Genomic DNA, 22984 nt, shown 5'->3' with positions numbered 1-22984 from the left:
TCAGTCCCCGACTCGCGAACCGCTGCCGGGCGCGCGAACGGCAAATGATTCGCCCTCGAGAGAATCGCGAGCGTCGGCCGGTGGTTTATCGATCGCGATCGCGCCGTTTCGCATAACGATCACCCGGTCGGCCAGTTCGAGGACGTCCCGCAGGTCGTGGGTTGCGAGGACGATTCCGGTTCCCTGCCGGGAGAGGGCAGCCAGGCGCTCGAGGACGGCCCGCCGGGCAGGGTCGTCGAGGCCGGTGAACGGTTCATCCAGGACGAGGTGGGTCGGCTCCATCGCGAGCGCGCCCGCGATGGCGACGCGGGACTGTTCGCCCCCAGAGAGAGTGTGGATTCGGCCGGCCTCGCGACCCTCGAGTCGGACGGCTTCGAGCGCGTCCGCTACACGGCGATCGATTTCGGCCCGCTCCAGGCCGAGGTTCTCGGGTCCGAACGCGACGTCCGCGCCGACCGTGGCGGCGACGAACTGGTCTCGTGGGTGCTGGAAGACCATTCCCACGGCCGTGCGGGCGGCCACGAGGTCGTCGGTGACCGGCGTGCCATCGACGAGGACCGTCCCCGTCGTCGGCGTCAGCAGACCGTTGCAGTGACGCAGGAGCGTCGTCTTCCCGCTCCCGTTCGCCCCCGCGAGGACGACAAACTCGTCGCTCCCGATCTCGAGCGAGATGGACTCGAGGACGGTGACGCCCTCGATCTCGTAGCGAACGTCGCGAAATTCGATCATCGACTAGGCGACGGGAATCCGTTCGCTCCGAACGATCGCGATCGCGGCGGCGAGTTTTACGAGGTCGAGGGGAACGTAGTACGCCATGCCGATGATGGCCGCCTCGGCCAACGAGAGGCTCTGGACCCAGGCGAGCCACGGGACGCCGAGGCCGTAGATGATACCGAGGCCAACCAGCAGCGCCGCGGCGAGCGTCGTTTTCTGTATCGTCGCGGGGTCTCGAACCCGCCAGCCCTGGTGGACGAGGAGGCCGATAACGAACGCCGCGATCGGGTACGACCAGAGGTATCCCCCGGTGTAGCCGAACAGGTGACCGACGCCGCCTACGCCCCCTGCGAAGACGGGAACGCCGATCGCACCGGCGGCGAGGTACAGCACCATCGAGACGGCGCCCCAGACGGGCCCGAGCACCAGTCCTGCGAGGAAGACGAACAACACCTGGAGCGTGAACGGGACCGGCGAAACCGGCAGTGGAATCGATACGTAGGCGCTCGCGCCGATCAACACCGCTAACAGGGCAGCTCGAGCGAACGAACGCACGACGTCGCCGCCGACGAGGTCGACGTTTTCGGTTGACGTAGCCATACCTCGAGTCACTCGTAAACCCGATTTAATTCTTCGGTTTACGTCCGTCGTCATACGAGTACCGTCTCCGAATCTCGGTCCCTCGAGACTCGAGCCGTCGGCAGAATCGCCGGTGACGTAGCTCGAGGCGGCAACACGGCTCGAGGCGGCAACACGGCTCGAGGCGGCAACACGGCTCGAGGTGGCAACACGGCTCGAGGTGGCAACACGGCTCGAGAGTAGTGTCGAAAACGCGAAAATCGGCTCGAGGCCGCCCGAGCTCGAGCGCCGCCTCAGTGGTGGTGGCCCGTCGCTTCCGCGAACGAGACGCCGAAGCGCTCCTCGAAGAGGTCCATGACGCGCTCCTCCTGGGCCTCGAGGTCCTCGCCTGGATCCTCGCCGTGGTGGACGAGGTGGTGGGCGCGGCTCGCGAACGAGAGCAGGGTGATGTCCGCGACGGTCTCGGCCTCACCCTGACCCTCCTCCGCGAGGAGGTCGACCAGGCCGGTCGGGAGCGTGACCTCGTCGGTGTCGGCGTCTCCGTCGTCGGCTTCGATCGAAAACGTGGTCGTCTCGATGTCGTCTGTCATCGACTGTCCCTTGGCGGGCAACCTTAAAGGTACTGTGCCTTTATTGCCGTCGGCATCGAACCGTCGACCATGCCCCAGGTCGAACTCGACGAGAAAACCATCGAGCGGCTGGATGCTCTGCGGATCGAAGACGAGTCCTACGACGAACTCGTGATCGAACTGATCAACATCTACGAGTCGAGTGAGCGAACGCTGTTTCACGCGGGCGATTGATTCGACGGAGCGACGCGCGCACCGAGGCGAGCCACTCGAGCGGCGTCACTCCGCCGCAGTCGCACAGATCCCCTCCCAGCGGCCGTTTTCCTCGAGGCGGGCCTGCAGTTTCTCGGCGTACTCCTGGGTGAGCGCCTCGGCAGCCTCGCGTTCGGCGTCGTGAGAGCTTTCACCGCCCATCCCGAGGGCGCCCTTGATCGAATCGAGCACGCCCCCGCCCGAGTCGTTGCTACCCCCTGGGGCACCGCCCATCGCGCCGACCTGAGAGCGGACGTTCTCGAGTTCCGGCAGGATCTGGTCGATCTTGTCGGTATTGGCGACCATGCGCGCGGTTTCGAGGTCTTCTGGGTTCTCGATTTCGAACTCGGTCGCGGTCATAATTAGGCTCCACTCCTGGCTCGAAAAGCGCGAGCTCTGGACCCGCGTCGAGAACTCCCGGTCGACGGTCATGCGCTCGCTGACGATCCGGTCGGTCCACTCGGTTCCCATGCGTGACAATTAGGCGACGACAGTATCAGGGTTTCCCTCCGCCGCTCGAGGGTCAGTAGAGGACGCCGCCAAGTGGCACGTCCGCGTCAACTTCGGAGTCGGGGGTCACGAGCACGGGGTATCCCTCGTCGCTCGGAACGCCTACGGTGAGAACCTCGGATTTGAACCCGGCGATGCGAACGCTCCCGAGGTTCGTCGCACAGAGAACCCGGCGACCGATCAGTTCCTTAGGATCGTAGTGGTAGTCGTGCTGGCCGGCCGATCGAACGAAATCGTCACCGGTGTCTGAATCGGAATCGGAATCGGAACCGGAACCGATGTCGATCCACAGTTTCGTCATGTGCGGCTTTCGCGCCTCGGGAAACGACTCCGCACGGACGATCTCTCCGATACGAATCTCGACGTCGAACGGACTCTCCGGCATCGTCTCGAGATAGGAGCGCCAGACAGAAATACGTCAGCGGTTCGCTCGAGGCAAAGAGTGAAGCCGGAGTCAAAATCGAGGTCAGTACCGAGGGATTCGTTGACAAGTCGGGGGCCAGGATCGAGGAAATCGATGACGAGTCGGGTCTGGAGGTGCAAAACGGGTGTTCGAAGTCGTCAGCAGCCGTCGTCGGGCGCACCCTCCCTGAACGCGACCAGGTCTCCCTCGTGATCGACGTACAGCGTGTCGCCGCTGATCGCCCGAACGTACCCGATAGGGGCATCGTCCTTCGAAATAGCCCACTTCTCGGTTCCGTCGTCCTTGTCCAGGGCGGCGAGTTCCTGGTCGTAGTCGCCCGTATCCCCTTCGGCACGTCCGAAGTAGACGTAGACGGTCTCGCCGCTGATAACGGCCTGTCCGGCGTTGTATTCACAGGGGACCTCCCACTCGTGCTCGCAATCCTCGAGAGAACCGCCGTAGAGGTTGAAGATGTCACCGGTGGTGTACATGTCCTCGCCGATTGAGACCTCGTGGTCCGTCTCCGACGTGATCAGGCCTCTCACTTCGCCCGTCTGCGGATCGTGTACGCCCTGCTCGAGGTCCGACCACCAGTCGACGACGACCGCGCTCTCGTTCGCGTGGATCGGGCTTTCGACGTCCTGATAGACTTCCTCCTTTCGCCAGACTTCGTCCCCAGTTTGGGGCTCCAGTGCGAGGACGGTTCGTTGGGTCGCGGCGTAGACGACGCCGTTCGCCGCGGCGGGGGCCCTGGAGAACTCGAACGACCCGTCCGGGCTGGCGGGTGACTCGAGTGCGACCGACTCCCGTTCCCACCGAATCGAGCCGTCGTCGACCTCGAGGGCGTAGAGGGTTCCATCGACGACGACGAACGCGGCGTCGTAGGCCACTGCGTGCCGGGTAACCGAGTCCGCCGGATCGAAGGATGCCTCCCAGCGGACGGCGCCGTCGGATCGGTCGAGCGCCACGACGCCCTCGTCGGTGGTCAGACAGACCACTCCGCCGGCGACCGCGGGGTCGTGCGCGAGGACATCCGTGTTCTCCCAGACGAGTGTCCCGTCCTCGGCGTCCAGTGCAACGACGCCGTCGGCGGTCGAAGTGTACACCGTGTCGTCGGCGACGGCGACCGAGCCGTCGTGGTCGACCGACCAGACAGGGGCGAGTGCGTCTCCATCGAAGTCGTGTCCGTCGGCGATGCACCTGGTCTGTCCCGCGTCGCCGCGGTAGGATGCCCAGTCTTCGTTCATATCGGAGTTCGGTTGGCGAGTCGAGTCCGGAAGCTTCGCGTCGAGTGATCCGTCGACATTGGAGGGGTCGTCACCGTCGTCGGCGTCTCCCGCCCCGGACGAGGCGAGTCCGACGCCGGTCGACAGTACTGCACCAGTTGCGAGGAAGGAACGGCGTTGCCATTTTCCCATACCGTCGAACGGTCGAATCATCTCATTACTATCGACGTACTATCCTACAGTTGTGTAGTGAGCAACTGTTCAAGCTAATCTAATGACTGGTTAAACAAACGATCGCCGGTGATTTGGTACGACACACGCTGGCGGCAGTCAGCCCGAACACTCGACGTGACTCGACGACGAGAACCGTCTATCGGACGTTGGACGTTGAACGTTGGACGTTGAACGTCGGGCGTCGCCCCCCCCCCCCACCCATTCCCCCAGTTCAATCTCCTCGACCACGTCACCTTCAGGACTCACTCGAGTAACGCAGTCGGATTCACCGCGCCCGCTCCGCGACCCACGTCGGCGTAGCTAGTCAGCGCAGCCTCGACGAATTCGATCCCGTCCTGGACGGCCACCTCGAGGCTCTCGCCCCGAGCCAGGTTCGACGCGATTGCGGCAGAGAGCGTACACCCCGAGCCATGGGTCGCCTCCGTGTCGATTCGCGGGTGGTCGATCGCCGTGATCCCGTCGTCGGTACAGAGGAGGTCCCGAACCGTCTCACCGGGGACGTGGCCACCCTTCACCAGTACGGCGTCGGTGCCAGTCTCGAGGAGCGCCCGTCCGGCTTCACGCGCTGCGTCGTGACTATCGACATCGATCCCCGTCAACACGCTCGCCTCGTCGGCGTTAGGCGTGACGAGCGTCGCCTGGGCGAACAGCTCTCGGTAAGCGGACTCCGCATCCGCGTCGAGCAACCGGTCGCCCGAGGTGGCGACCATCACCGGATCCACGACGAGTGGCGCCTCGAGGTCGCTCGCGTGCTCGGTCACCAGGTCGACGACGTCGGCGGTCGCGAGCATTCCTGTCTTCACCGCGCGAACGTCGAAGTCGTCCAGCACCGCCCAAATCTGGGCGTCGATCTCCTCGAGCGGGAGGACGTAACTCGACTCGACACCGCGGGTATGTTGGGCGGTGACGGCGGTGATCGCGCTCGTGCCGAAGACGCCGTGAGCGGCCATCGTCTTCAGGTCGGCCTGGATGCCGGCGCCGCCGCCAGAGTCGCTGCCCGCGATAGTGAGGGCGACGGGCAACGTCTCGGGCGAAGGGGCGATCATCGGTCGTCGCCTCCGTTCGCGTCCCCGTCTCCCGATCCGTTCTCGCCTCGTTCTCTCGATTCGTCCCCGCTCGAGGCTTCCCCGGCCAATCGTTCGAAGGTTCCCCAGAACGGGTCCGTCCCGGGGTGGTCGATCGTCTCGCCGTCGACGACCACACCCTCGCCGTCCGTGACCTCGCCGACGACCGCCGCCGGGATTCCCTCGACTTCGAGCGCCTCGAGCACGTCGTCGACACCATCCGGAGCGACCGTCGCGAGCAGCGTCCCTTCGCTGATCGAAATCCAGGGGTCGACGCCGACGGCTTCGCAGGTCTCGCGGACGCCGGGCATGATCGGCACGCGGTCGCGGTCGATCCGCATCCCGACGCCCGCCGACCGGGCCATCTCGAACAGGCCGCCGTAGACGCCACCCTCGGTCGCGTCGTGCATTGCTGTGACGGCGTCGCCACCGACCTCTGCCGCGAGCATCGCCTCCTGGATGGGGCTCATGTCGTAGTAGCGGTCTTTCGCGGCCTCGAGCGCGTCGGGGTCCATCCGCTCTGCGAGCAGGGACTCGTACTGAATTGCCAGCAAGCCGGTCGTCTCGATGGCCGGCCCCTTCGTCACCAGGACGTGGTCGCCCGGTCGAGCGCCGTCAGGGCGAATCAGTTCGTCGTGGTCCCCGACGGCGACGACGGTCGCGCCCCCGACCATCGGGTAGTTGCACCCGGCGTAGCGAGCAGTGTGGCCCGTGACGACCGAGACGCCCAGGTCGCGCGCCTCCCGGTCGAACGTCTCCCAGACGGTCTCGAACTGCTCGTCGGTGATCTCCGGCGGGAGATTGAAGTCGACGCTCAGGTACGCGGGCTCGAGCCCCGAGACGGCCACGTCGCTGAAGAGGATGTGGAAGGCGAACCACGCCGCCCGCTCGAAGCCCAGCGAGGGCATGAGGAAGACGGGATCGGTCGCCATCGCCACGGCGGTGCCGCCGACATCGACGACGCCGAAGTCGACGCCGTGTTGCGGTGCGAGTCGCACGTCCTCGCGCTCGGCACCCAGGTTCGGGTAGAGGTACTGATCGAAGAATTCCCGGTCGGCCTTGCCGAGTTCGTCCATACGTGTGGTATTCGTCGGTTGTACAAATGGATGTTGCTCGCTCGAGTTCGCAGCCAGATCACGTCGAAAAATGAGATTCGAGCGCTACCTATCGCGTATGGACTCGCTGATGTCGCATTCAGGCTGGAACGGACCAATACAGCGATGAACGAAACGCCAGAATGTCTATCAAGTACAGATAGTGTTCGATGAGTCGTGCTGAATACACAGCGCAAGGTCCTACGTACCAGTGGTCAGTTCAAACGAAGTTACTCAGCCGGTTCGTTCACGTCGGTCGATTGATCGACGCTAGCTTTCCGGCGCAGCCACTCCAGGACGGCCCCGGCGCCGAGGAGACCGCCACCGCCCGTGAAGCCGGGCATCTCGTCGTCCTCGCTCACTTCGTTCGAGACGTTGTTCGATCCAGTGTCGTCGTCCCCGGCGCTCAAGCTGTTGCCGTTTTCATTGTCTCCGCCGGCTTCGTTGCTCTCGTTACCAGCGTCGCCGCCCTCTTTTGCTTCGCACTCGTAATCGGATTTCTCGTCGTTACCGCCACCTTCGCATGGACCGTCGATTGCGCCTTGGCATACGAACCGGCACGTGCCTCCCGTATTTTATTATCCGAGTGATAGTCCTTGAATCGATAGAATTTCCGTTCGTACAACTGTTTCAGATCGAAAACGTTCAAGTACTCACGGAGTTTCGAGATGAGTCGATACCACTCCTCGTGAGGATCTCCGCCGTTCAGGTCGCTCCTCCACACGATAGCTCATTCAAATGTGGTGAGTGGAAATTAACGAGGGCCGTGTGAGATACACCTTCTGTATTCAGAAACCGGGTTTGGAAATTTGAAGATAGATTGGCAGATTCTCCGATTACACCTTCCCTGTACTGAGCAATCACCACCTATTTTCGAGATTCGGGTTCGAGCAGTCTACTCGCCTGTGAGGCGTTCGAACGCTCCCCACGAGGAGTCGACGCCGGGGTGCTCGAGCACGGCGCCATCGACGCGGGCTTCGGGAGCGACGCCGGCCTCCTGGACGTGCCCGATTTCAGCGACGGTCGTTCCACGACTCTCGAGCGCGTCGACCACCGCCGAAACGTCCCCTGGATCGACCGCGATCACGAGTGAGCCACAGCTGGTCGCCCGCCAGGGGTCCATCTCGAGGGCGTCACAGACAGCGCGGACGGCCGGCCGGATCGGAACCGCCGACCGATCGACCTCGAAACGAGTCCCCGACCCCTCCGACATCTCGACGAGTGCGCCCGCGAGGCCACCCTCGGTCACGTCGTGCATCGCGTGGACCGGAGCGCTCGCCGCCGCAGCCAGCGCGTCGCGAACCGCGAAGCTATCGTCGAGGCAGTCCCGGGCATCCTGGAGGAGGGCTTCGGAGACGTCGATCCGGTCGCCGAAGAGGGTGCTCAGGAGGGCGACTGCCTCGACGGCCGGCCCAGTGGTGAGCAAGAGTGCGTCGCCGGGACGGGCGCCGTCGGGGCGGACGACGTCCTCGCGGTCGCCGACGCCGAGCACCGTCGCACCGCCGACCCACGAGTAGGAGATGCCGGCGTAACGGGCGGTGTGGCCCGCCGTGATTGCGATTCCGAGGTCGACGCACTCCTCGTGGATCGCCTCCCAGACGGTCGCGAACTGCTCGTCGGTCATTTCGGGGGGCAAGGTGAACGATATCGAGAGGTGCGACGGCGAGATTCCGCTGACCGCAACGTCCGTGAGCACGATGTCCAGGGCGAACCTGGCGGCGCGCTCGAGGCCCAGATCCGGAAGAATCGACACCGGATCGGTCGCTACCACGACGGCTCGACCACCGACGTCGAGCACGCCGAAGTCGACGCCGTGGGTGGGTCCGAGCACGACGTCGTCGCGGTCGGCGCCGAGCCGGGGCGCGATCTGTCGCTCGAACACCGTCCGGTCGATCTTGCCGAGCGCGGGTTCGCGCGAGGGGTCGGTCACGGTCGGGCGTTCTCGAGGCGGGCGCTTAGGCCTGCTGATCGCTCGTTCGAGTGGTTCTCGATCCATCGATTACTATATTACCTATATCTATTCGGTATGATTTCAATAGTAAGGAAAAATACGCACTCGAGTCCCAACGACACCGCAGAGACACGCTCGAGGCTCGACGAGGTGGACGACTGCGGCATGGTCGTCGGCGTTCGAACGGCCACAGCTATTAGCCGCCACCACCGAACGACCGCCATGCACGGAACTGGCGTGCCGCTGGTAACGCCGATCGCCGACGACGGACGCGTCGATCACGAGCGCCTCGAGGCCCTCGTGGACTGGTTCGCGAGCGCGGGCATCGACTTCTTCGTCCCCTGTGGGTCGACGGGTGAGGCGCCGCTGTTGACCGCCGACGAACGAACGCAGGTCGTCGAAACGGTGGCCGGCGCGACCGAGAAACCCGTCCTGGCGGGCACCGGCCACGAGGGATACGAACCGACGCTCGAGGCGACCGAGGACGCAGCCACGGCGGGTGCCGACGCTGCTCTCGTCGTGACGCCGTCGTACTACGGCAGCGACGACGCCGCGCTCGGGCGCTACTACCGCGACCTGGCCGAGGAATCGCCGATTCCCATCTACCTCTACAGCGTTCCGAAATTCACCGACTATCCGCTCTCGCCGCGGCTCGTCGAGTCGCTCGCGACCCACGAGAATATCGCCGGAATCAAGGACTCGAGCGGGAGCCTCGAGTCGATCCAGCGCCTCGTCCGGTTCACCGCCGACGCCGACTTCTCGGTCCTCGTCGGCCACGGGAGCGTCTACGCCCACGCGCTCGACGCCGGCGCCGACGGCGGGGTGCTGGCGGTCGCGAACGCCGTTCCCGATCTGGCGAGCGAGATCTTCGAGACCCATCGGAACGACGACGACGCCGCGCGCGACCTGAACGCCGACATCGTGGAACTCAACCGGACACTTACGGCTCGCTACGGCGTTCCCGGCATCAAGGCAGTCCTCGCCTACCGCGGCCTCGAAGTCGGGCCCCCACGCCGACCGCTCGAGCCGGTAAACGAGGACGTCGCGGACGAGATCACAGCGGTGCTCCAGGATGCTCTCGATGCCTGACGGTCGTTCGTCGCGCCCGCTCTCGACGCTCGAATTTCGTTCGCCACAGGCTGCCTTCATGGGGGAGCATGCCAGAGATTTTATCCCATCGAGCGTTCATTACGACGTATGAGCGACCGGTCGATAGGCACACGAACGACCTTCTGGGAGGGAGTAGCCGACGACGTGGCACGGGACCGATACCGGACGCTCGTCGACACGGTCGACGACGGGCTCTACCAGCTCGACGCCGACGGCCGCTTCGAGGCCGTCAACGAAGCGATCGTCGAGACCACGGGATTCGCCCGTGAGGAACTCGTCGGTGAGCACATCTCGGTGCTCCTCGAGGCCGAGGACGTCGCTCGGGGGAAACGAGAAATCAGGAGACAACTCGACGAGGGAACCGACGACGCGTCGACGATGGAATTTTCGATCCGGACTGCCGGCGGCGGCGCGGTTCCCTGCGACGTCCGAATGACGGTGCTAATCGAAGACGGCGCGTTCGCCGGAACGATCGGCGTCGCGCGGGACGTCTCCGAACGCGAACGCCACCGCGAACGCGCCGAATCCGCCCGAGAGACCTACCGGTCGATCACGAGCGTCCTGGACGACGCCGAGATCGGCGTCATCGTCCTGGACGACGAGTTCACCGTCGCGTGGGCCGACGAAACGATCGAGGAGTACTTCGGACTCTCGCGAGCGGAACTCGTCGGTCACGACAAACGGAACATCGTCGGCGACGTCAGCCAGCGGGTCGCCGACTCCGAGACGTTCGCAGAACGCGTCCTCGCGAGCTACGAGGACAACGACACCGTCGAGCGCTTCGAGTGTCGCGTCACCGAAGACGAAGAGCGGACCGGTCGCTGGCTCGAACACTGGAGCAAGCCGATCGAGACGGGCCAGTACGCCGGCGGTCGGGTCGAACTCTACTCCGACATCACCGAACAGAAGCGCTCGGAGGGCGCCCTCCTCGAGAGCGAGGCCGAGTTTGCCTCACTGGTCGACGCCGTTGAGGAGTACGCTATCTTCCGACTCGATCCCGAGGGCCGCGTCGTCTCCTGGAACGAGGGTGCCTCGAAGATCAAGGGCTACGACCGCGAGGAGATCGTCGGCGAGCACTTCTCGAGGTTCTACACGGCCGACGACAGAGCCGAGCGCGTCCCCGAACGAAACCTCGCTACTGCCCTCAAGCGGGGGTCGGTCGAGGACGAGGGATGGCGCGTCAGGTGCGACGGCACGACGTTCTGGGCCAACGTCACCATCACGGCGATCTTCGACGGCGACGGTACCCACCGGGGGTTCCTCAAAGTCACTCGCGACATGACCGATCGGCGCGAGCACGAACAGCAACTCCAACACGAGCGCGATCTGATAAACCGGGTCCTGGAGACGAGTCCGGTCGGGATCATGGTCGCGAATCCAGACGGGACGACCATGCGGGCGAACGACCGGCTGGCGGAGATCTTCGACCGATCGGTGGATACGATGGAAGCCTACAGCGCCGGTCAGCGGGACATGTACGATGCGACCGGCGAGTACATCCCACTCGAGGACCGGCCGATCAGCCGGGCGCTCGAAACCGGCGAGGCGGTGACGGGCACGGAGATCTGGATCGAAGACGCCGAGGGCCAGCCCCGGTGGCTCTCGATCAACGCCGCGCCCGTCACGCGAGACGACGGTACCGTTCGCCACGTCGTCGCCGCGGTAACGGACATCACGCAGCTGAAGGTACAGGCCGAACGCATCGAGCGACAGCGCGACGACTTACGAACCGAACTCGACGACCTGTTCGAGCGGATCGACGACGCCTTCTACGCGGTCGACACCGACTGGCACGTCATCTACGCCAACGAGGCGTTCGCAGACCTGGTTGACGTCTCGGGGCCGGAACTGCTCGGCACGCCGATCTGGGACGCCCTCCCCGAGCTCGAGGCAACCGCGTGTTCCGACGCGGCCCGCGAGGCGAAGCGAACCAGGACCACGGTCGAGTGCGAAGCGTACTACGAGCCAGCCGACGCCTGGCTCCAGGTAACGGTCTATCCCTCCGAGACCGGCCAGTCGGTCTACCTCGCGGACATCACCGAACGCGTCCGATCGCGAAATCGACTGCAACGCCGCGCCGTCCAGCAGGCGGTCATCGCCGACCTGGGGCAGTTCGCCATCGAGACGAACGACATCGACGACCTCATGCACGAGGCGACACGGCAGGTCGCCGACGCGCTCGAGGCCGACTACAGCAAGGTCCTGGATCTCGATTCCGTCGCCGACGAGTTGCGACTCCGACAGGGTGTCGGCTGGCAGGCGGGAATCGTCGGCACGGCAGCAGTCTCCGCGACCGACAACTCCCAGGCCGGGTACACGCTCGTCTCGGAGGAACCCGTCGTGGTCGACGACCTCGAGTCAGAGACCCGATTCCGGGGGCCCGACCTGCTGACCGAACACGACGTCTCCAGTGGCATCAGCACCATCATCGGCTCTGCCGACGATCCGTGGGGCATCCTCGGCGTCCACGACACCGACCACCGATCGTTCACCGACGAGGACGTGAACTTCGTCCAGAGCGTCGCCAACATTCTCGCGGAAACGATCGAGCGCACCGAGTACCGGACGGAACTCGAGAGAACGATCGACCGCCTCGAGGACTCGAACGAACGCCTCGAGCAGTTCGCCTACGCCGCCAGCCACGACCTCCAGGAGCCCCTGCGAATGGTCTCGAGTTACCTGCAACTGATCGAGCGCCGATACGGTGACGACCTCGACGAGGACGGCGAGGAATTCCTGGAATTCGCCGTCGATGGTGCCGAACGAATGCGCGAGATGATCGACGGCTTGCTCCAGTACTCGCGGATCGACACCCAGGGAGCCCCGCTCGAACCGGTCGACGCCGGCGAGGCTCTCGAGGAGGCGCTCGCCAACCTCGAGGTGCGAGTCGCGGAGACCGACGCGGTGATCACCGCCGATCCGATGCCGCGGGTCCGGGCCGATGGTAGTCAACTCAGACAGGTCTTTCAGAACCTGATTGCCAACGCGCTCACCTACGCCGGCGACGCCCCACCGCGCGTGCACATCTCGGCCGAGTGCGACGAATCGGACTGGGTCATCTCGGTGCGAGACGAGGGCATTGGCATCGATCCCCAGGAGACGGACCAAATCTTCGACGTCTTCAACCGCGCTCACTCACGCGAGGAAGACACCGGCACCGGGATCGGCCTGGCGATCTGCCAGCGCGTCCTGGAGCGTCACGGAGGCACAATCTGGGTCGACTCCGAACCGGGCGAGGGTGCGACATTCTCGTTTGCCCTTCCGGCCGCGGCCGACGGCGGTGGCGGCGGCGACGGCGACGACGATGAGTGAGAGAAAACCGGATCCGGTGGCTCGTTTCGGATCCGTTCGGGGCCCTCGAGATGTAGGGGCCGAAACTAAGACGTCGCCCCTCATCGTGCCTGATAGTCGATAATCACTTCTGTCCTCCAATGTCCTCAAACCACTCACCCGACGACAGGATTGGGTACGATCCGGAGACCGACACGTACACCGTCTTCCACGACTGGGCGAGCGAGGAATCACCCTCGGAAGAGGTGGTCGAGGCGGTCGCCGCCGCCACCGGGTCGACACCGGAATCCATCCCCCCGCTCTACGAGGTCGTCGACCCCGAGGCGCTCGATCAACTGTTCGCACCGACCGGCCACGGAGTATCACTGCGAACGGGCGTCATCGAGTTCCGGTTTCACGGGTGTGACGTGACCATCGCTACCAGCGGCCGGACGACCGTCACAGTTTCTGAGAGCGATTGACGTCGTGGTCTGTCGCGTTCAGTCACGTTCCGTCGTGTTCGGTCACGTCCCCAGCCTCACGACCCGCTGAAAAGCATCGTGAGCAGCTTTCGCTCGGCGGTGTGGATGTGCTCTGAGAACGTTGCGGAGGTAATGTCGAGGCGCTCGGCTACCTCCTCGCCGGTACACGTTCGCGGCCAGTCGTAGTAGCCCGCGTCGTAGGCGACCTCGAGCACCTCGTGCTGACGGTCGGTGAGCTGGGCCTCCAGGACCTGCTCGAACGACGATTCCGTAAAGAGCGGCGTAATGGATCCCGTTTCGCGCTTGGAGACGAGCGAGGCGCCGGCGGTCTCCTCGAGAAACGTCTCGATGACGTTACCAGCGTCGTACGGCGACGGTATTTCGGCGACGATCCGTCCTTCGCCGTCGACGCCACGAACCTCTCTGGGGAGCGCTCCGCACGTCGCCAGGGTCACGGCGGGACAGTCGACGGACACCAGAAATTCGAACAACCCACCGCGGTCGTACGATTCGAGAAGCGAAACGCTCATCGAGGCGTGGTTCGCCGCGAGGTCGCGGATTCGACTCGTCTCGGCCCCCGTGACGGTGAAGTACTCCGCGAACCGGCCGTCGTCCCGCGGAAGCAGTTTCGCTAACTCGATTTCACAGCCATCGATGGTCGATGCCGCGACGAACGGATACGAATCGTCAGATACAGAAAACGTAACTTCGACGGCGGAGGCACTCCGTTTCGCGTTAGGGGACCGGCGCATTTTTCTCACGGAAAATCACACATAGGTGAATCAATATTCTACCCCCTATATAATTTGGTTGCTACCTGGACGAAATCGCTGCCTGACTCGACTTGCCTCCCACCACGGGCTCGACTTGCCTCCCACCACGGGCTCGACTTGCCTCCCACCGCGAACTCGACGCCACTCTCGAACAAACGCGACCATCGACTGACCGGCCGCCGCTCGAGTACTTTTGAGGATCGAACCCCAACCTCGAGTGATGACCGAACGCTGGCAAACGCTGTTCGACCGGGGCGAGTCGTTCACGGGTGATCTCGAGACGATTCAAAACGAGCTAGCGAGACGGCGCGAGTCGGCCGACGACGACCCCAATCCAGGTTCAGGATCGAAGCCGGAACCAGCGTCGAAATCGGAACCGAAACCTGCGCCCGAATCGACCCCGGAGGACGAAGATGCCTGACCAGCCGAACCCGGCGCGCGTCGTCGCCGACGCGGACGTACTCGCGGCGGACCTCCTCGTCGGCGGGGCAGCCAGGGACGCCCTCGACCACGTACGTCGCCACTCCTGGATCGACCTGGTCGCGAGCGACGAACTTCTCGCAGCGACCGAATCGCTCGTGACCGCGCTGGCCGACGCCGACCTCGCGCGAGCCCACCGTGACCGACTCGAGCGTGAGCGCGTCCGCGTCGAGCACCCGTCCGAGGATCACCCGGCACTCGCCTCGGCCTACCGGGGGAACGCCGCACACCTCCTCTCGTTCGACGAGCGCCTGGGGTCGGCGAAAGCGGGCATGACCTTACAGCCGCGGGTCGCCGTGAGCGTGCGGTCGCCTGACGCGTTCGCGACGGTGTTCGACGCCGAGAGCCTGTACGAGGCCGTCGAGGGAGGCACCTATCCAGGACCGGATCTGGACCCTCGAGCGTGAGGTAACGCGACGTTCGTCACCGAGCGGCGCGTTCACCGGCACCGGCGCCAGGGGTGCACTCGCTGCCGACTCACCGATCGACGAGCGATTCCTGCCCGTGATCGTCACACCAGGCGAACGCGAACAATCGCTTCGCAGGGACGGCTTCGAGGCGGCGCCCGTCCTCACTCTCGCCGGTGACGGGGTCCCAGGTCGTGCCGTCGCCGACGAGCGGCGAGCTGCCGGTTGCGTCTACGTCTACGTCCACATCCACGTCTACCGCTCGCCCGAACTCGAGGGCGAAATCGGGCGCCTCGAACGCGTGGATGCCGGCCTCGCCAGCCAGGACGACGACCTCGCTCTCGCCGACCGACGCCGTCAGGACGCCACCCGCCTCGCGAACCCACGGGACGGGGATTCCGAGCGCGTCGCCGGCGCGCTCGATGCCGAGGACGACCGCTTTGGGCTCGAGGTCAGTTCGGTTCCAGGTCCGGCCGCCGTCACTGTCGCCGTCACCGTCGCCACGAAGGCCAGCGAGGCCGACTTCGTCGCTCGCGAAGTACCCCGCGTACGGTCGTTCGTCGTAGTCGACCGGCGCCGGATCGTCGTTCTCGCTCGCGGCTTCGCTTTCGGCGTCGGGGACGGGCTGGAGGACTCGGCCGTCGGGGTAGCGCTCGGAAAAACGCTCGACCGTCGTCAGTGAGGACGCCCGCGGAGACAGTCGTGCCTCCTCGAGAGAGCCGTCGATGCAGACGCCCGAGGATTGTTTCCACTCGGAGTCAGTTTCTCGATCGTAGAGGACCAGGTCGTCGTCGGCGAGCTTTCCGCTCACGCCGAACGTAAGGCGACGACCGTCGACGACGGCGTCGTAGACGACGGCACTGGCACAGAGCGGACACCAGGTGACGGCCACCGGGGCGCCCGAAACCTCGTCGTTGACCACCTCGTGGTAGTCGAGAATCCGGAGCGGGTACGCCCGCGCGGAGCCGTCCTCGGTTTCGAGGACGACGGCTTCGTCGGAAGCCGGTCCCCGGTGGTCCGGGCCGAACCGGGGATCGTCGATGCTGGGGATCGCGTCTCGGGGAATAACCTGTCTGACGTTCATACGAGGCCCTCGTCCGGATACGAGAAAAATCCAGGGCTCGATCCAGGAGGTGAATCTTCTTTCCGATCGGCGACCAAGGCCAGGTATGTACGAGTCGATTCTCGTCGCCACCGACGGCAGCGACACGGCCGAGCGAGCGGTCGATCACGCCGTCTTCCTCGCCGAGACGCTCGCGGTCCCGCTGTTCGCCATCTCGGTGCTCGAGGACCGAACGGCCTACGATTCGGGAATCGTCGACCCCGAGGAGGTTCGCGAGCGACAGCGATCCCGTGCTGACGACGCCCTGGAGCGAGTCGAGGCGGCGGCGGGCGAGTCCGGCGTCCACGTCACGACCGCTCGGAAACGAGGGACGCCCCACGAGGAGGTTCTCGACTACGCCGACGAGCAGGGCTGTTCGATGATCGTCGTGGGTGCGCAAGGTCGATCGGCGTTTCGCGAAGCCCTGCTGGGGAGTACGGTCGACGCGCTGGTTCGCCTGTCCTCGAAGCCGGTTCTCGTCGTCGGTGACGACGGGCCAGACCGAGTGAGTCCGTAGAAGCGACTAGAAGGCGCCCTCGATCGCGGACCGTCCGACGACACTGGCGATCGTGATGAGGACCGTCCAGAGGGCGATGCTGGCGGTCATCCACGCGAGCGTGTCCCGGCCACGAGCGCCTAGCGAAAGCGCGAGGACGGCCGCCAGGTGGACCCCGGTCGTGACGGGCGAGAGAAGCGCCAGCCCTGGCAGACCGTAGCGGTTCCAGATGCGGACCGCCCGTTTTCGGCGCTTAGAGGGTTCACTCGAGCGACGGCCCTCGAGCCACGCCATGACCCGGTCGGCCGCCAGAACGATGCCGTAGATCGGGAGGACGTTGCCGGCAAACGCCACGATGGCGACTCCGACCGGATCGAGATCGAGGGCGACACCGAGCGGGATCACCACCAGGATCTCGAGCAGGGGAGTCGCCGCGAGCGCGAAGACGAGGGCGTACTGCCAGGGGCCACTGGCGGCGTCGAGGAGGTTTCGAGCCCACCCCTCGACGCTGGCGAGTTGCGCCTGGGCCAGTCCTGGAACCAGGACCGGGTCAGGAACGGCATCCGAAACCGGAACCGATCCATCGGCAAGGCTACTGAGGGCGCCCTCGAGCGAAGACAAGACGTCGAAAACGATCGGGTCCACGGGACACTCAGGCCTCGATCAGAGCACGGACCAGGCCTTGCGGGCCCGGTTCCAGGAGGTCAGATCGGCGATCCAGCGGGCGGCGATGAGCTTCTTGAGGTTCTTCGCGGGGAAGCCACCGAAGGTGTCGACGGGGAGTCTCTTGACGCCGTGGGCGACGGCCTCGTCGCCGACGGAAACGACCGTCCCCTTGTCGTCGTACTCCCAGGTCTCGAGCGGGCGGTTGTCGATTGCGCGGGCGATGTTCTCGCCGACGACCTCCGCGGCTTGCCAGGCGGCCTGCGCGGTCGGTGGGGCGGGCTGGCTGCCCTGGTCGACGATTGCCGAGTCGCCGATGGCGAACACGCGCTCGTCGGAGGTCCGGAAATTCGCCTTCGCGTTGACGCGGTTGTGCTGGTTCTCGAGGTCGGTCCCGTCGAGGGCTTGGCGCCCCGTGATGCCGCCAGTCCAGACGAACACGTCGTACTCGAGGGGGTCGCCCTCGTCGAAGTGGATGACGCCGTCTTCGGCCTCGGTGATCGGGTCGTCGGTGTGGATCGTGACGCCGGCTTCCTCGAGCAGGTCGCGCAGGGCCTGCTGGATCTCGGGATCGTTCCCGGGGAAGATTTCGTCGAGGGCCTCGACCAGGTGGATATCGAGGGGCGCGCGGTTCTCGTCGCGGAATGCCGCGATCTCACCGGCGGTCTGGATGCCCGAGAGACCGGCGCCGCCAATGACGACCTGGGCCGGTTCCCCGCGGGTCGCGTCGCGACTCGCCTCGGTGATCCGCTCGTTGATCTCGAGGGCGTCGTCGAGGCTCTTGAGCGTCAGCGAGTGCTCCGCGAGGCCGGGAATGCCGTAGTAGGCGGTGCTGCTACCCAGTGCGACCAGCACGTAGTCGTACTCGACGTCCTTTCCGTCCTCGAGTTCGACGATGCGTTCCTCGGTGTCGAGGCCGGTGACGGTGTCGGTGATGAACCGGGTCTTGGGGTCGGCGATGTCGGCGACCGGGATGGTGATGTCCGAGCGAACCGAGGGATCTCGAACCACGCGATGGGACTCGTGCAACACGAGGTGGTAGTCGGTGTCGGAGATCCAGGTCAGTCGAGCGGTCTCGTCGAGTTCCGATTGGAGCGACTTGATCGCACCGGCGCCGGCGTAGCCGGAGCCGAGCACGACGACGTTCTCGGTCATATACGCCAACCTCCGTAGCACACCGATACAAAGGTGTTGAAACCCGGATAGGCGTGCGCACCGTTCCCATGCAGCAGAACCCGTCGGAAATACTCAAGTATTCGATATAGTTACAGAATCCGCTTCCCAAAGACGCTCGCCGCCAGTTCGGCGGCCAGTTCGGCCGTCTCGTTTTGCTCGTCCAGGATCGGGTTGACCTCGACGACGTCCATCGACCGGAGGATTCCCTCGTCCTGGTCGCGCTCGTAGACGGTCTCGAGCGCCGAGTGGGCCTCCCGGTAGGTGACGCCGCCGCGAACGGGGGTCCCGACGCCGGGGGCTACGTTGGGATCGAGCCAGTCCAGGTCGAGGCTGACGTGGACGCCGTCGGTGCCCGCCGTCGCCACGTCCAGGGCGTCCTCGACGGCCGCTGCAATGCCCCGATCGTCAATGTCGGCCATGGTGAACGCGGTCAACTCGCTTTCGCGAACGAGTTCGCGCTCGCGCTCGTCGATGCTCCGGAGACCGACGTAGGCGACCGATTCCTCGCGGACCCGCGGGGCGTGAGCCCACTCGAGTCCGTCGAACATGCCGTGACCGAGCGTCGCCGCGAGGGGCATTCCGTGGACGTTCCCGCTCGGGGACGTCGCGGGCGTATTGAGGTCGGCGTGGGCGTCGAACCAGACGACGCCGAGGTCGGCGTCCCTGGCGGCGCCGCCCATCGATCCGATGGCGATGGAGTGGTCGCCGCCGAGGACCAGCGGGAACGCGCCGGTCTCCAGGGTCGCCGCGACGGAACTGGCGACGCGCGTGGTCACGTCCTCGACCTCGCGGAGGAACTTGGCATTGCCCTCGACCGGCTGGTTCGCGTCGGGGTCGCGTTCCTCGGCACGGGGCATCGGGAGGTCGCCCTGGTCGAGGCACTCGACGCCGGCGTTCGCGAGTTGGTCGGCGAGGCCCGCGTACCTGATCGCGGAGGTTCCCATGTCGACGCCGCGTCGATCAGCCCCGTAGTCCATCGGTGCACCAATTACGTGGACAGCTCGATCCATACCGCGAGGTTCTCCATCTGACGTTTAGAGTGATCCGATTTCGGATTCGGGTACCCAATTCCGCGAGGTCGGCGAAGCGGGGCCGGTCGCGATCGAATTCGATCGTCGGAACCTTTAGGAATAGACGCGCCTAAATTCGGACGATGATGCTGAGTGACGTCATGGAAGACTACCTCAAGGCAATCTACCAGCTCCAGGAGGGACGCGACGAGCGGGTCAAGACCTCCGCCATTGCCGAGGCGCTCGATGTCACTTCGCCAACCGTCACCAGCATGCTCTCGAAGCTCGAGGAGCGCGGCCTCGTCGACCGCGAGAAGTACCGCGGGGTGGTCCTCACCCCGGAAGGCGAGACCGTCGCCCTCGAGGTGATCCGCCACCACCGCCTGCTCGAGGCCTACCTGACCGAACACCTCGACTACGACTGGTCGGAGGTCCACGCGGAGGCCGACCGCCTCGAGCACCACATCAGCGAGGATTTCGAGGCCAGGGTCGCCGCTGCACTGGACGATCCCGACGTCGACCCTCACGGTGCCCCCATTCCGAGCGCCGAGCTCGAGGCACCGGAGACGCCGACCGGCGACGCCATCTCGGCGTTCGAGGCGGGCGACCGCGTCGTCGTCCGGGAAGTCGCCGATCACGACCCTGAGATTCTCTCGTATCTGGCCGAACACGGCGTCGAACCCGGGGTCGAACTCGAGATCGTCGAGGTCGCCCCCTTCGGGATGGTGACCGCGCGGCCGCTCGAGTCAGCGGATACCGAAACCCAGGTCTCGCTCCCACAGGAGGTGGCCCGCCACGTCCGCGTCGCGACGCCGGTGGACGCCCAGTCGTAAGTGCGGCGACGAATCGACGGACAGGAAGCGGAATTGATTACTACGGTCGTGAAGAAAATCGAGATAGCGATCGAAACCGTACCTGACCATCGGATTTAAGCAAATCAATTACGAAGGATTCACCATGTCATCAATCGAGCTTACCCCGAGCCAAAAGAAAATTTTGCGAGCGCTTACGAATCTTCACTCCGAGGACGAGGATGCCATTAAAGGTGAGGACATCGCCGAGCAGGTCGACCGCAATCCCGGCACCATCCGCAATCAGATGCAGAGCCTGAAGGCCCTCCAGCTGGTCGAGGGCGTCCCCGGCCCAAAAGGCGGCTACAAACCGACCGCAGCCGCCTTCGAGGCCCTCGAGATCCAGCAGATGGACGAGCCAGCGGCCGTCCCGCTCACCCACGAGGGCACCCCCATCGAGGGCATCATCGTCGAGGAAATCGACCTCTCGAGCGTCCACCACCCGGAACTCTGCCGGGCCGAGATCCACGTCCAGGGCTCGACCGGCGACATCCACGAGGGCGACAGCGTCACCGTCGGGCCGACGCCGCTGTCGAAACTGGTCATCGAGGGAGTACTCGATGGGAAAGACGACACGAACAACATCCTTATTCTGCGAATCGAGGACATGATCGCGCCGGCAGAGGAGCCAGCCCACTAAAGATCAGCACCGCGTCTTCGACCCCCGCTGTGACTCTCGGGCCACGTACGTACTCTCGAGTTACGTTCGTACACTCGAGTCACGTTCGTACACTCGAGTTACGTTCGTACACTCGTCAGCGCCTCGAGACGACATCGCCACCGCTCATATCGCGCGTCGTCGCCAGCTCGAGGGGCCGCACGAATCGACGGGTCGAATTTCTCGCGAACCGCTACGCGTCGACCGCACCCGTTCGCAGGTGATGGAAGAGGTACGTCTGGGCGTACCCGGCGTACTGACCGCCGAGTCGCTCGCGAATCGCTCGAGACGTCTCGCCGTACGATCCGCGGTCGCAATCGGGGTAGTACTCCGCGATCGCACTCCTGATCCACGTGTCGAGGGGGACGGCCTCGTCGAACCCCAGCGAGAAGAGCAGGACGCAGTCGGCCACCTTGTCGCCGACACCGACGAACCGCGTGAGGTGCTCGCGGGCAGCCTCGTACTCGAGATCGCGGGCATCCTCGGGGTGGCCCTCGCCGTTCGCAACCATCTCGGCCGTGCGCTGGACGTAGGGGGCGCGATACCCCAGACGCAGGTCCCGGAGGTCGGCTTCGGTGGCGGTCGCGAGCTGTTCGGGCGTCGGGAAGGCGTAGACGGTCTCACCGGCGAGCGCGTGGGCGTCGCCGTACTCCCTCGCGAGCGTCGAGACCATGCCGTGGATGCGCCCGACGCGCATCTGCGCCGAGCAGATGAACGAGATCAGGGTCCCGAAGGGTGGGTCGTCGACCAGTCGCATCCCGTCGTGGGCCGCGTACGCCGCCTGGATCAACGGATCATCGGGCGCGTCCGCGGCGATCGCCTCGAGGTCGTCCTCGAGACGCACTAGCTCGCGGACGAGCGGGTCGGCGTCGGCCGTCGACTGCCACTCCAGGTCGCCGCCAGGGCCATCGGGCTGGCGCAACCGAATCGGGACGTCGTCGACGACGGTCCGGTACCACGCCTCGGGCGCTCGACGGTCCGTGTACATCTCGCCATCGCTACGCGTCCAGAGGTAGCTCTGCCCGCTCTCGAGGGTGAGGTACAGATCGAACCCGCCCGAGAGGTCCTCGACGGCAATCGTATCGCTGACAGTGGCTGTCGCCATCGCTCTCGTCGTGGCCTTCGTGGGTGCGGCTATGGGCCTTCTGATTTCGGCCCGGTTCGAACATCGAGAGCGAGAACGAGAGTGGAAGCGGGAGCAGGAGCGACGCCCGTGGCCCACTACGGGCGAACCTTCATACCGAATGCGATACAATAGCTCACTATGCATTGCAGGGTTGTCGTCGAAGCGGCCGTGCCGGTGTTCGACGTCGAGACGGAGGACGAGGCAATCCGTATCGCCATCTCGAAAACGGGCGAGATGCTGAACCCTGACCTGAACTACGTCGAGATCAACATGGGCGAGCGCACCTCTCCAGGAGGCGAAGAACTGCCGCCTGCGTTCATCGCCGCCGACGAGGCCCTCGTGGCCCTCGAACTCGAGATGACCGTTTTCAACGTCGAACGGGAGGAACACGCCTCTCGCATCGCCCGCAAGGAGATTGGCCAGCGACTCGAGAACATTCCCCTGGAGGTGCTCTCGGTGATGGTGCTCGAAGAGGACGACGAGGGCGACGACAACGACGCGAACAACGATAGCGACGAGGACGGCGATAGCGACGAGGACGGCGATAGCGACGAAGACAACGACAGCCACGCGAACAACGACAGCAACGACAGCGACGACGAACCGTCGACCGACGAATCGGCCCGAGACGACGAAGACGAGACTCCCAGCGAAGACGCGGCTAACGAGCACGCCTCCGAAACAGACGACGACGTCCTCCCCGAGTTCGAAGACTTGCTCGAGTGACGATCGCCAACCAGATGCAGTAGTCGACTAGCCGTCCCACGAATACTGAGCAGCGTGT

Annotated in this window: 25 protein-coding genes and 1 pseudogene; 10 read left to right on the top strand and 16 right to left on the bottom strand. The window is 65.1% G+C overall.

The window, feature by feature from the left end:
• The 3 genes from NGM15_RS16635 to NGM15_RS16625 form a co-directional block, all read right to left on the bottom strand.
• Complete coding sequence (locus NGM15_RS16635; RefSeq protein WP_253433432.1) at positions 1-729, bottom strand: energy-coupling factor ABC transporter ATP-binding protein; 729 nt, start codon at positions 727-729, stop codon at positions 1-3.
• A gap of 3 nt (positions 730-732) precedes the next feature.
• On the bottom strand, positions 733-1314 hold the full coding sequence (locus tag NGM15_RS16630) for a biotin transporter BioY (RefSeq protein ID WP_253433429.1): 582 nt from the start codon (positions 1312-1314) through the stop codon (positions 733-735).
• A gap of 272 nt (positions 1315-1586) precedes the next feature.
• Positions 1587-1883, bottom strand: coding sequence for a DUF7545 family protein (locus NGM15_RS16625; protein ID WP_253433426.1), 297 nt, complete (start codon positions 1881-1883; stop codon positions 1587-1589).
• 69 nt (positions 1884-1952) lie between these two features.
• Between NGM15_RS16625 and NGM15_RS16620 the strand changes: the two genes are divergently transcribed.
• Positions 1953-2096, top strand: coding sequence for a DUF7557 family protein (locus NGM15_RS16620; protein WP_253433423.1), 144 nt, complete (start codon positions 1953-1955; stop codon positions 2094-2096).
• 45 nt (positions 2097-2141) lie between these two features.
• On the opposite strand, the gene NGM15_RS16615 is transcribed toward NGM15_RS16620, so the two are convergent.
• The 7 genes and pseudogenes from NGM15_RS16615 to NGM15_RS16585 form a co-directional block, all read right to left on the bottom strand.
• Positions 2142-2585 (bottom strand): DUF5799 family protein, encoded by a 444-nt coding sequence (locus NGM15_RS16615; RefSeq protein ID WP_253433421.1) that lies wholly within the window; start codon positions 2583-2585, stop codon positions 2142-2144.
• A gap of 52 nt (positions 2586-2637) precedes the next feature.
• Entirely contained in the window at positions 2638-3009 is a 372-nt protein-coding gene (locus NGM15_RS16610; protein ID WP_253433418.1) for a tRNA-binding protein, read from the bottom strand.
• Positions 3010-3185: 176 nt separating this feature from the next.
• Positions 3186-4445 (bottom strand): outer membrane protein assembly factor BamB family protein, encoded by a 1260-nt coding sequence (locus NGM15_RS16605; RefSeq protein ID WP_253433416.1) that lies wholly within the window; start codon positions 4443-4445, stop codon positions 3186-3188.
• Between the two features lie 305 nt (positions 4446-4750).
• A pseudogene (gene thiD / locus NGM15_RS16600) lies at positions 4751-5533 on the bottom strand (bifunctional hydroxymethylpyrimidine kinase/phosphomethylpyrimidine kinase); the annotation flags it as partial.
• Entirely contained in the window at positions 5530-6627 is a 1098-nt protein-coding gene (locus NGM15_RS16595; RefSeq protein WP_253433413.1) for an AIR synthase family protein, read from the bottom strand. The pseudogene thiD and the gene NGM15_RS16595, both read right to left, overlap by 4 nt.
• A 248-nt stretch (positions 6628-6875) precedes the next feature.
• The gene (locus NGM15_RS16590) at positions 6876-7055 is read right to left on the bottom strand and encodes a hypothetical protein (protein WP_253433410.1); all 180 of its coding nucleotides are present in this window, start codon (positions 7053-7055) and stop codon (positions 6876-6878) included.
• Between the two features lie 485 nt (positions 7056-7540).
• Complete coding sequence (locus tag NGM15_RS16585) at positions 7541-8641, bottom strand: AIR synthase family protein (protein ID WP_253433407.1); 1101 nt, start codon at positions 8639-8641, stop codon at positions 7541-7543.
• Positions 8642-8818: 177 nt separating this feature from the next.
• On the opposite strand from NGM15_RS16585, the gene NGM15_RS16580 reads away from it, so the two are divergent.
• The 3 genes from NGM15_RS16580 to ddfA all read left to right on the top strand — a co-directional run bounded on the left by NGM15_RS16580 (position 8819) and on the right by ddfA (position 13458).
• Positions 8819-9685, top strand: a complete 867-nt coding sequence (locus NGM15_RS16580) for a dihydrodipicolinate synthase family protein (protein ID WP_253433404.1) — start codon at positions 8819-8821, stop codon at positions 9683-9685.
• A gap of 108 nt (positions 9686-9793) precedes the next feature.
• Positions 9794-13018: a PAS domain-containing sensor histidine kinase gene (locus tag NGM15_RS16575; RefSeq protein ID WP_253433402.1), complete on the top strand. Its 3225-nt coding sequence runs from the start codon at positions 9794-9796 to the stop codon at positions 13016-13018.
• Positions 13019-13137: 119 nt separating this feature from the next.
• Complete coding sequence (ddfA, locus tag NGM15_RS16570) at positions 13138-13458, top strand: DdfA family disk-determining factor (protein WP_253433399.1); 321 nt, start codon at positions 13138-13140, stop codon at positions 13456-13458.
• Between the two features lie 56 nt (positions 13459-13514).
• Here ddfA and NGM15_RS16565 read toward each other — a convergent pair whose 3' ends face one another.
• The gene (locus NGM15_RS16565) at positions 13515-14210 is read right to left on the bottom strand and encodes a helix-turn-helix domain-containing protein (protein WP_253433396.1); all 696 of its coding nucleotides are present in this window, start codon (positions 14208-14210) and stop codon (positions 13515-13517) included.
• 241 nt (positions 14211-14451) lie between these two features.
• Here NGM15_RS16565 and NGM15_RS16560 point away from each other — a divergent pair, with 241 nt between their 5' ends.
• Together NGM15_RS16560 and NGM15_RS16555 are read left to right on the top strand one after the other, a co-directional pair.
• Complete coding sequence (locus NGM15_RS16560) at positions 14452-14652, top strand: hypothetical protein (RefSeq protein ID WP_253433394.1); 201 nt, start codon at positions 14452-14454, stop codon at positions 14650-14652.
• On the top strand, positions 14645-15118 hold the full coding sequence (locus tag NGM15_RS16555) for a DUF7384 family protein (protein WP_253433391.1): 474 nt from the start codon (positions 14645-14647) through the stop codon (positions 15116-15118). Before NGM15_RS16560 ends, NGM15_RS16555 begins: the two co-directional genes overlap by 8 nt.
• 70 nt (positions 15119-15188) lie before the next feature.
• On the opposite strand, the gene NGM15_RS16550 is transcribed toward NGM15_RS16555, so the two are convergent.
• Complete coding sequence (locus NGM15_RS16550; RefSeq protein WP_253433388.1) at positions 15189-16202, bottom strand: DUF3179 domain-containing protein; 1014 nt, start codon at positions 16200-16202, stop codon at positions 15189-15191.
• 85 nt (positions 16203-16287) lie between these two features.
• Between NGM15_RS16550 and NGM15_RS16545 the strand changes: the two genes are divergently transcribed.
• Positions 16288-16737 (top strand): universal stress protein, encoded by a 450-nt coding sequence (locus NGM15_RS16545; RefSeq protein ID WP_253433385.1) that lies wholly within the window; start codon positions 16288-16290, stop codon positions 16735-16737.
• Between the two features lie 6 nt (positions 16738-16743).
• On the opposite strand, the gene NGM15_RS16540 is transcribed toward NGM15_RS16545, so the two are convergent.
• The 3 genes from NGM15_RS16540 to rocF all read right to left on the bottom strand — a co-directional run bounded on the left by NGM15_RS16540 (position 16744) and on the right by rocF (position 19565).
• Entirely contained in the window at positions 16744-17361 is a 618-nt protein-coding gene (locus tag NGM15_RS16540; protein ID WP_253433383.1) for a small multi-drug export protein, read from the bottom strand.
• An 18-nt stretch (positions 17362-17379) separates the two neighbouring features.
• Positions 17380-18534: an NAD(P)/FAD-dependent oxidoreductase gene (locus tag NGM15_RS16535; RefSeq protein WP_253433380.1), complete on the bottom strand. Its 1155-nt coding sequence runs from the start codon at positions 18532-18534 to the stop codon at positions 17380-17382.
• A 110-nt stretch (positions 18535-18644) separates the two neighbouring features.
• Positions 18645-19565 (bottom strand): arginase, encoded by a 921-nt coding sequence (gene rocF, locus NGM15_RS16530; RefSeq protein WP_253433377.1) that lies wholly within the window; start codon positions 19563-19565, stop codon positions 18645-18647.
• A gap of 143 nt (positions 19566-19708) precedes the next feature.
• Here rocF and NGM15_RS16525 point away from each other — a divergent pair, with 143 nt between their 5' ends.
• Together NGM15_RS16525 and NGM15_RS16520 are read left to right on the top strand one after the other, a co-directional pair.
• Positions 19709-20398, top strand: coding sequence for a metal-dependent transcriptional regulator (locus tag NGM15_RS16525; RefSeq protein ID WP_253433374.1), 690 nt, complete (start codon positions 19709-19711; stop codon positions 20396-20398).
• A 124-nt stretch (positions 20399-20522) separates the two neighbouring features.
• The gene (locus NGM15_RS16520) at positions 20523-21056 is read left to right on the top strand and encodes an Rrf2 family transcriptional regulator (protein ID WP_253433371.1); all 534 of its coding nucleotides are present in this window, start codon (positions 20523-20525) and stop codon (positions 21054-21056) included.
• A gap of 211 nt (positions 21057-21267) precedes the next feature.
• Here NGM15_RS16520 and NGM15_RS16515 read toward each other — a convergent pair whose 3' ends face one another.
• On the bottom strand, positions 21268-22179 hold the full coding sequence (locus tag NGM15_RS16515) for a DNA-3-methyladenine glycosylase family protein (RefSeq protein WP_253433369.1): 912 nt from the start codon (positions 22177-22179) through the stop codon (positions 21268-21270).
• Positions 22180-22338: 159 nt separating this feature from the next.
• Between NGM15_RS16515 and NGM15_RS16510 the strand changes: the two genes are divergently transcribed.
• Complete coding sequence (locus NGM15_RS16510) at positions 22339-22926, top strand: DUF555 domain-containing protein (RefSeq protein ID WP_253433367.1); 588 nt, start codon at positions 22339-22341, stop codon at positions 22924-22926.
• Positions 22927-22984 lie beyond the last annotated feature (58 nt).

This window comes from Natronosalvus halobius (assembly GCF_024138145.1).
GTDB lineage: Archaea > Halobacteriota > Halobacteria > Halobacteriales > Natrialbaceae > Natronosalvus > Natronosalvus halobius.
The sequence above is the reverse complement of the archived record's forward strand: the minus strand, read 5'-3'. Positions and strand labels throughout refer to the sequence as shown.

Bases quoted from the DNA above. Each gene is read 5' to 3' on its own strand.
- NGM15_RS16580 (WP_253433404.1), top strand. From the start codon at position 8,819: ATGCACGGAACTGGCGTGCCGCTGGTAACGCCGATCGCCGACGACGGA.
- NGM15_RS16635 (WP_253433432.1), bottom strand. From the start codon at position 729: ATGATCGAATTTCGCGACGTTCGCTACGAGATCGAGGGCGTCACCGTC.
- NGM15_RS16620 (WP_253433423.1), top strand. From the start codon at position 1,953: ATGCCCCAGGTCGAACTCGACGAGAAAACCATCGAGCGGCTGGATGCT.
- NGM15_RS16610 (WP_253433418.1), bottom strand. From the start codon at position 3,009: ATGCCGGAGAGTCCGTTCGACGTCGAGATTCGTATCGGAGAGATCGTC.
- NGM15_RS16555 (WP_253433391.1), top strand. From the start codon at position 14,645: ATGCCTGACCAGCCGAACCCGGCGCGCGTCGTCGCCGACGCGGACGTA.
- NGM15_RS16525 (WP_253433374.1), top strand. From the start codon at position 19,709: ATGATGCTGAGTGACGTCATGGAAGACTACCTCAAGGCAATCTACCAG.
- NGM15_RS16550 (WP_253433388.1), bottom strand. From the start codon at position 16,202: ATGAACGTCAGACAGGTTATTCCCCGAGACGCGATCCCCAGCATCGAC.
- NGM15_RS16560 (WP_253433394.1), top strand. From the start codon at position 14,452: ATGACCGAACGCTGGCAAACGCTGTTCGACCGGGGCGAGTCGTTCACG.
- NGM15_RS16630 (WP_253433429.1), bottom strand. From the start codon at position 1,314: ATGGCTACGTCAACCGAAAACGTCGACCTCGTCGGCGGCGACGTCGTG.
- NGM15_RS16585 (WP_253433407.1), bottom strand. From the start codon at position 8,641: ATGGATCGAGAACCACTCGAACGAGCGATCAGCAGGCCTAAGCGCCCG.
- NGM15_RS16575 (WP_253433402.1), top strand. From the start codon at position 9,794: ATGAGCGACCGGTCGATAGGCACACGAACGACCTTCTGGGAGGGAGTA.
- NGM15_RS16605 (WP_253433416.1), bottom strand. From the start codon at position 4,445: ATGGGAAAATGGCAACGCCGTTCCTTCCTCGCAACTGGTGCAGTACTG.
- NGM15_RS16510 (WP_253433367.1), top strand. From the start codon at position 22,339: ATGCATTGCAGGGTTGTCGTCGAAGCGGCCGTGCCGGTGTTCGACGTC.
- NGM15_RS16545 (WP_253433385.1), top strand. From the start codon at position 16,288: ATGTACGAGTCGATTCTCGTCGCCACCGACGGCAGCGACACGGCCGAG.
- rocF (WP_253433377.1), bottom strand. From the start codon at position 19,565: ATGGATCGAGCTGTCCACGTAATTGGTGCACCGATGGACTACGGGGCT.
- NGM15_RS16615 (WP_253433421.1), bottom strand. From the start codon at position 2,585: ATGGGAACCGAGTGGACCGACCGGATCGTCAGCGAGCGCATGACCGTC.
- NGM15_RS16535 (WP_253433380.1), bottom strand. From the start codon at position 18,534: ATGACCGAGAACGTCGTCGTGCTCGGCTCCGGCTACGCCGGCGCCGGT.
- ddfA (WP_253433399.1), top strand. From the start codon at position 13,138: ATGTCCTCAAACCACTCACCCGACGACAGGATTGGGTACGATCCGGAG.
- NGM15_RS16625 (WP_253433426.1), bottom strand. From the start codon at position 1,883: ATGACAGACGACATCGAGACGACCACGTTTTCGATCGAAGCCGACGAC.
- NGM15_RS16565 (WP_253433396.1), bottom strand. From the start codon at position 14,210: ATGCGCCGGTCCCCTAACGCGAAACGGAGTGCCTCCGCCGTCGAAGTT.
- NGM15_RS16515 (WP_253433369.1), bottom strand. From the start codon at position 22,179: ATGGCGACAGCCACTGTCAGCGATACGATTGCCGTCGAGGACCTCTCG.
- NGM15_RS16520 (WP_253433371.1), top strand. From the start codon at position 20,523: ATGTCATCAATCGAGCTTACCCCGAGCCAAAAGAAAATTTTGCGAGCG.
- NGM15_RS16595 (WP_253433413.1), bottom strand. From the start codon at position 6,627: ATGGACGAACTCGGCAAGGCCGACCGGGAATTCTTCGATCAGTACCTC.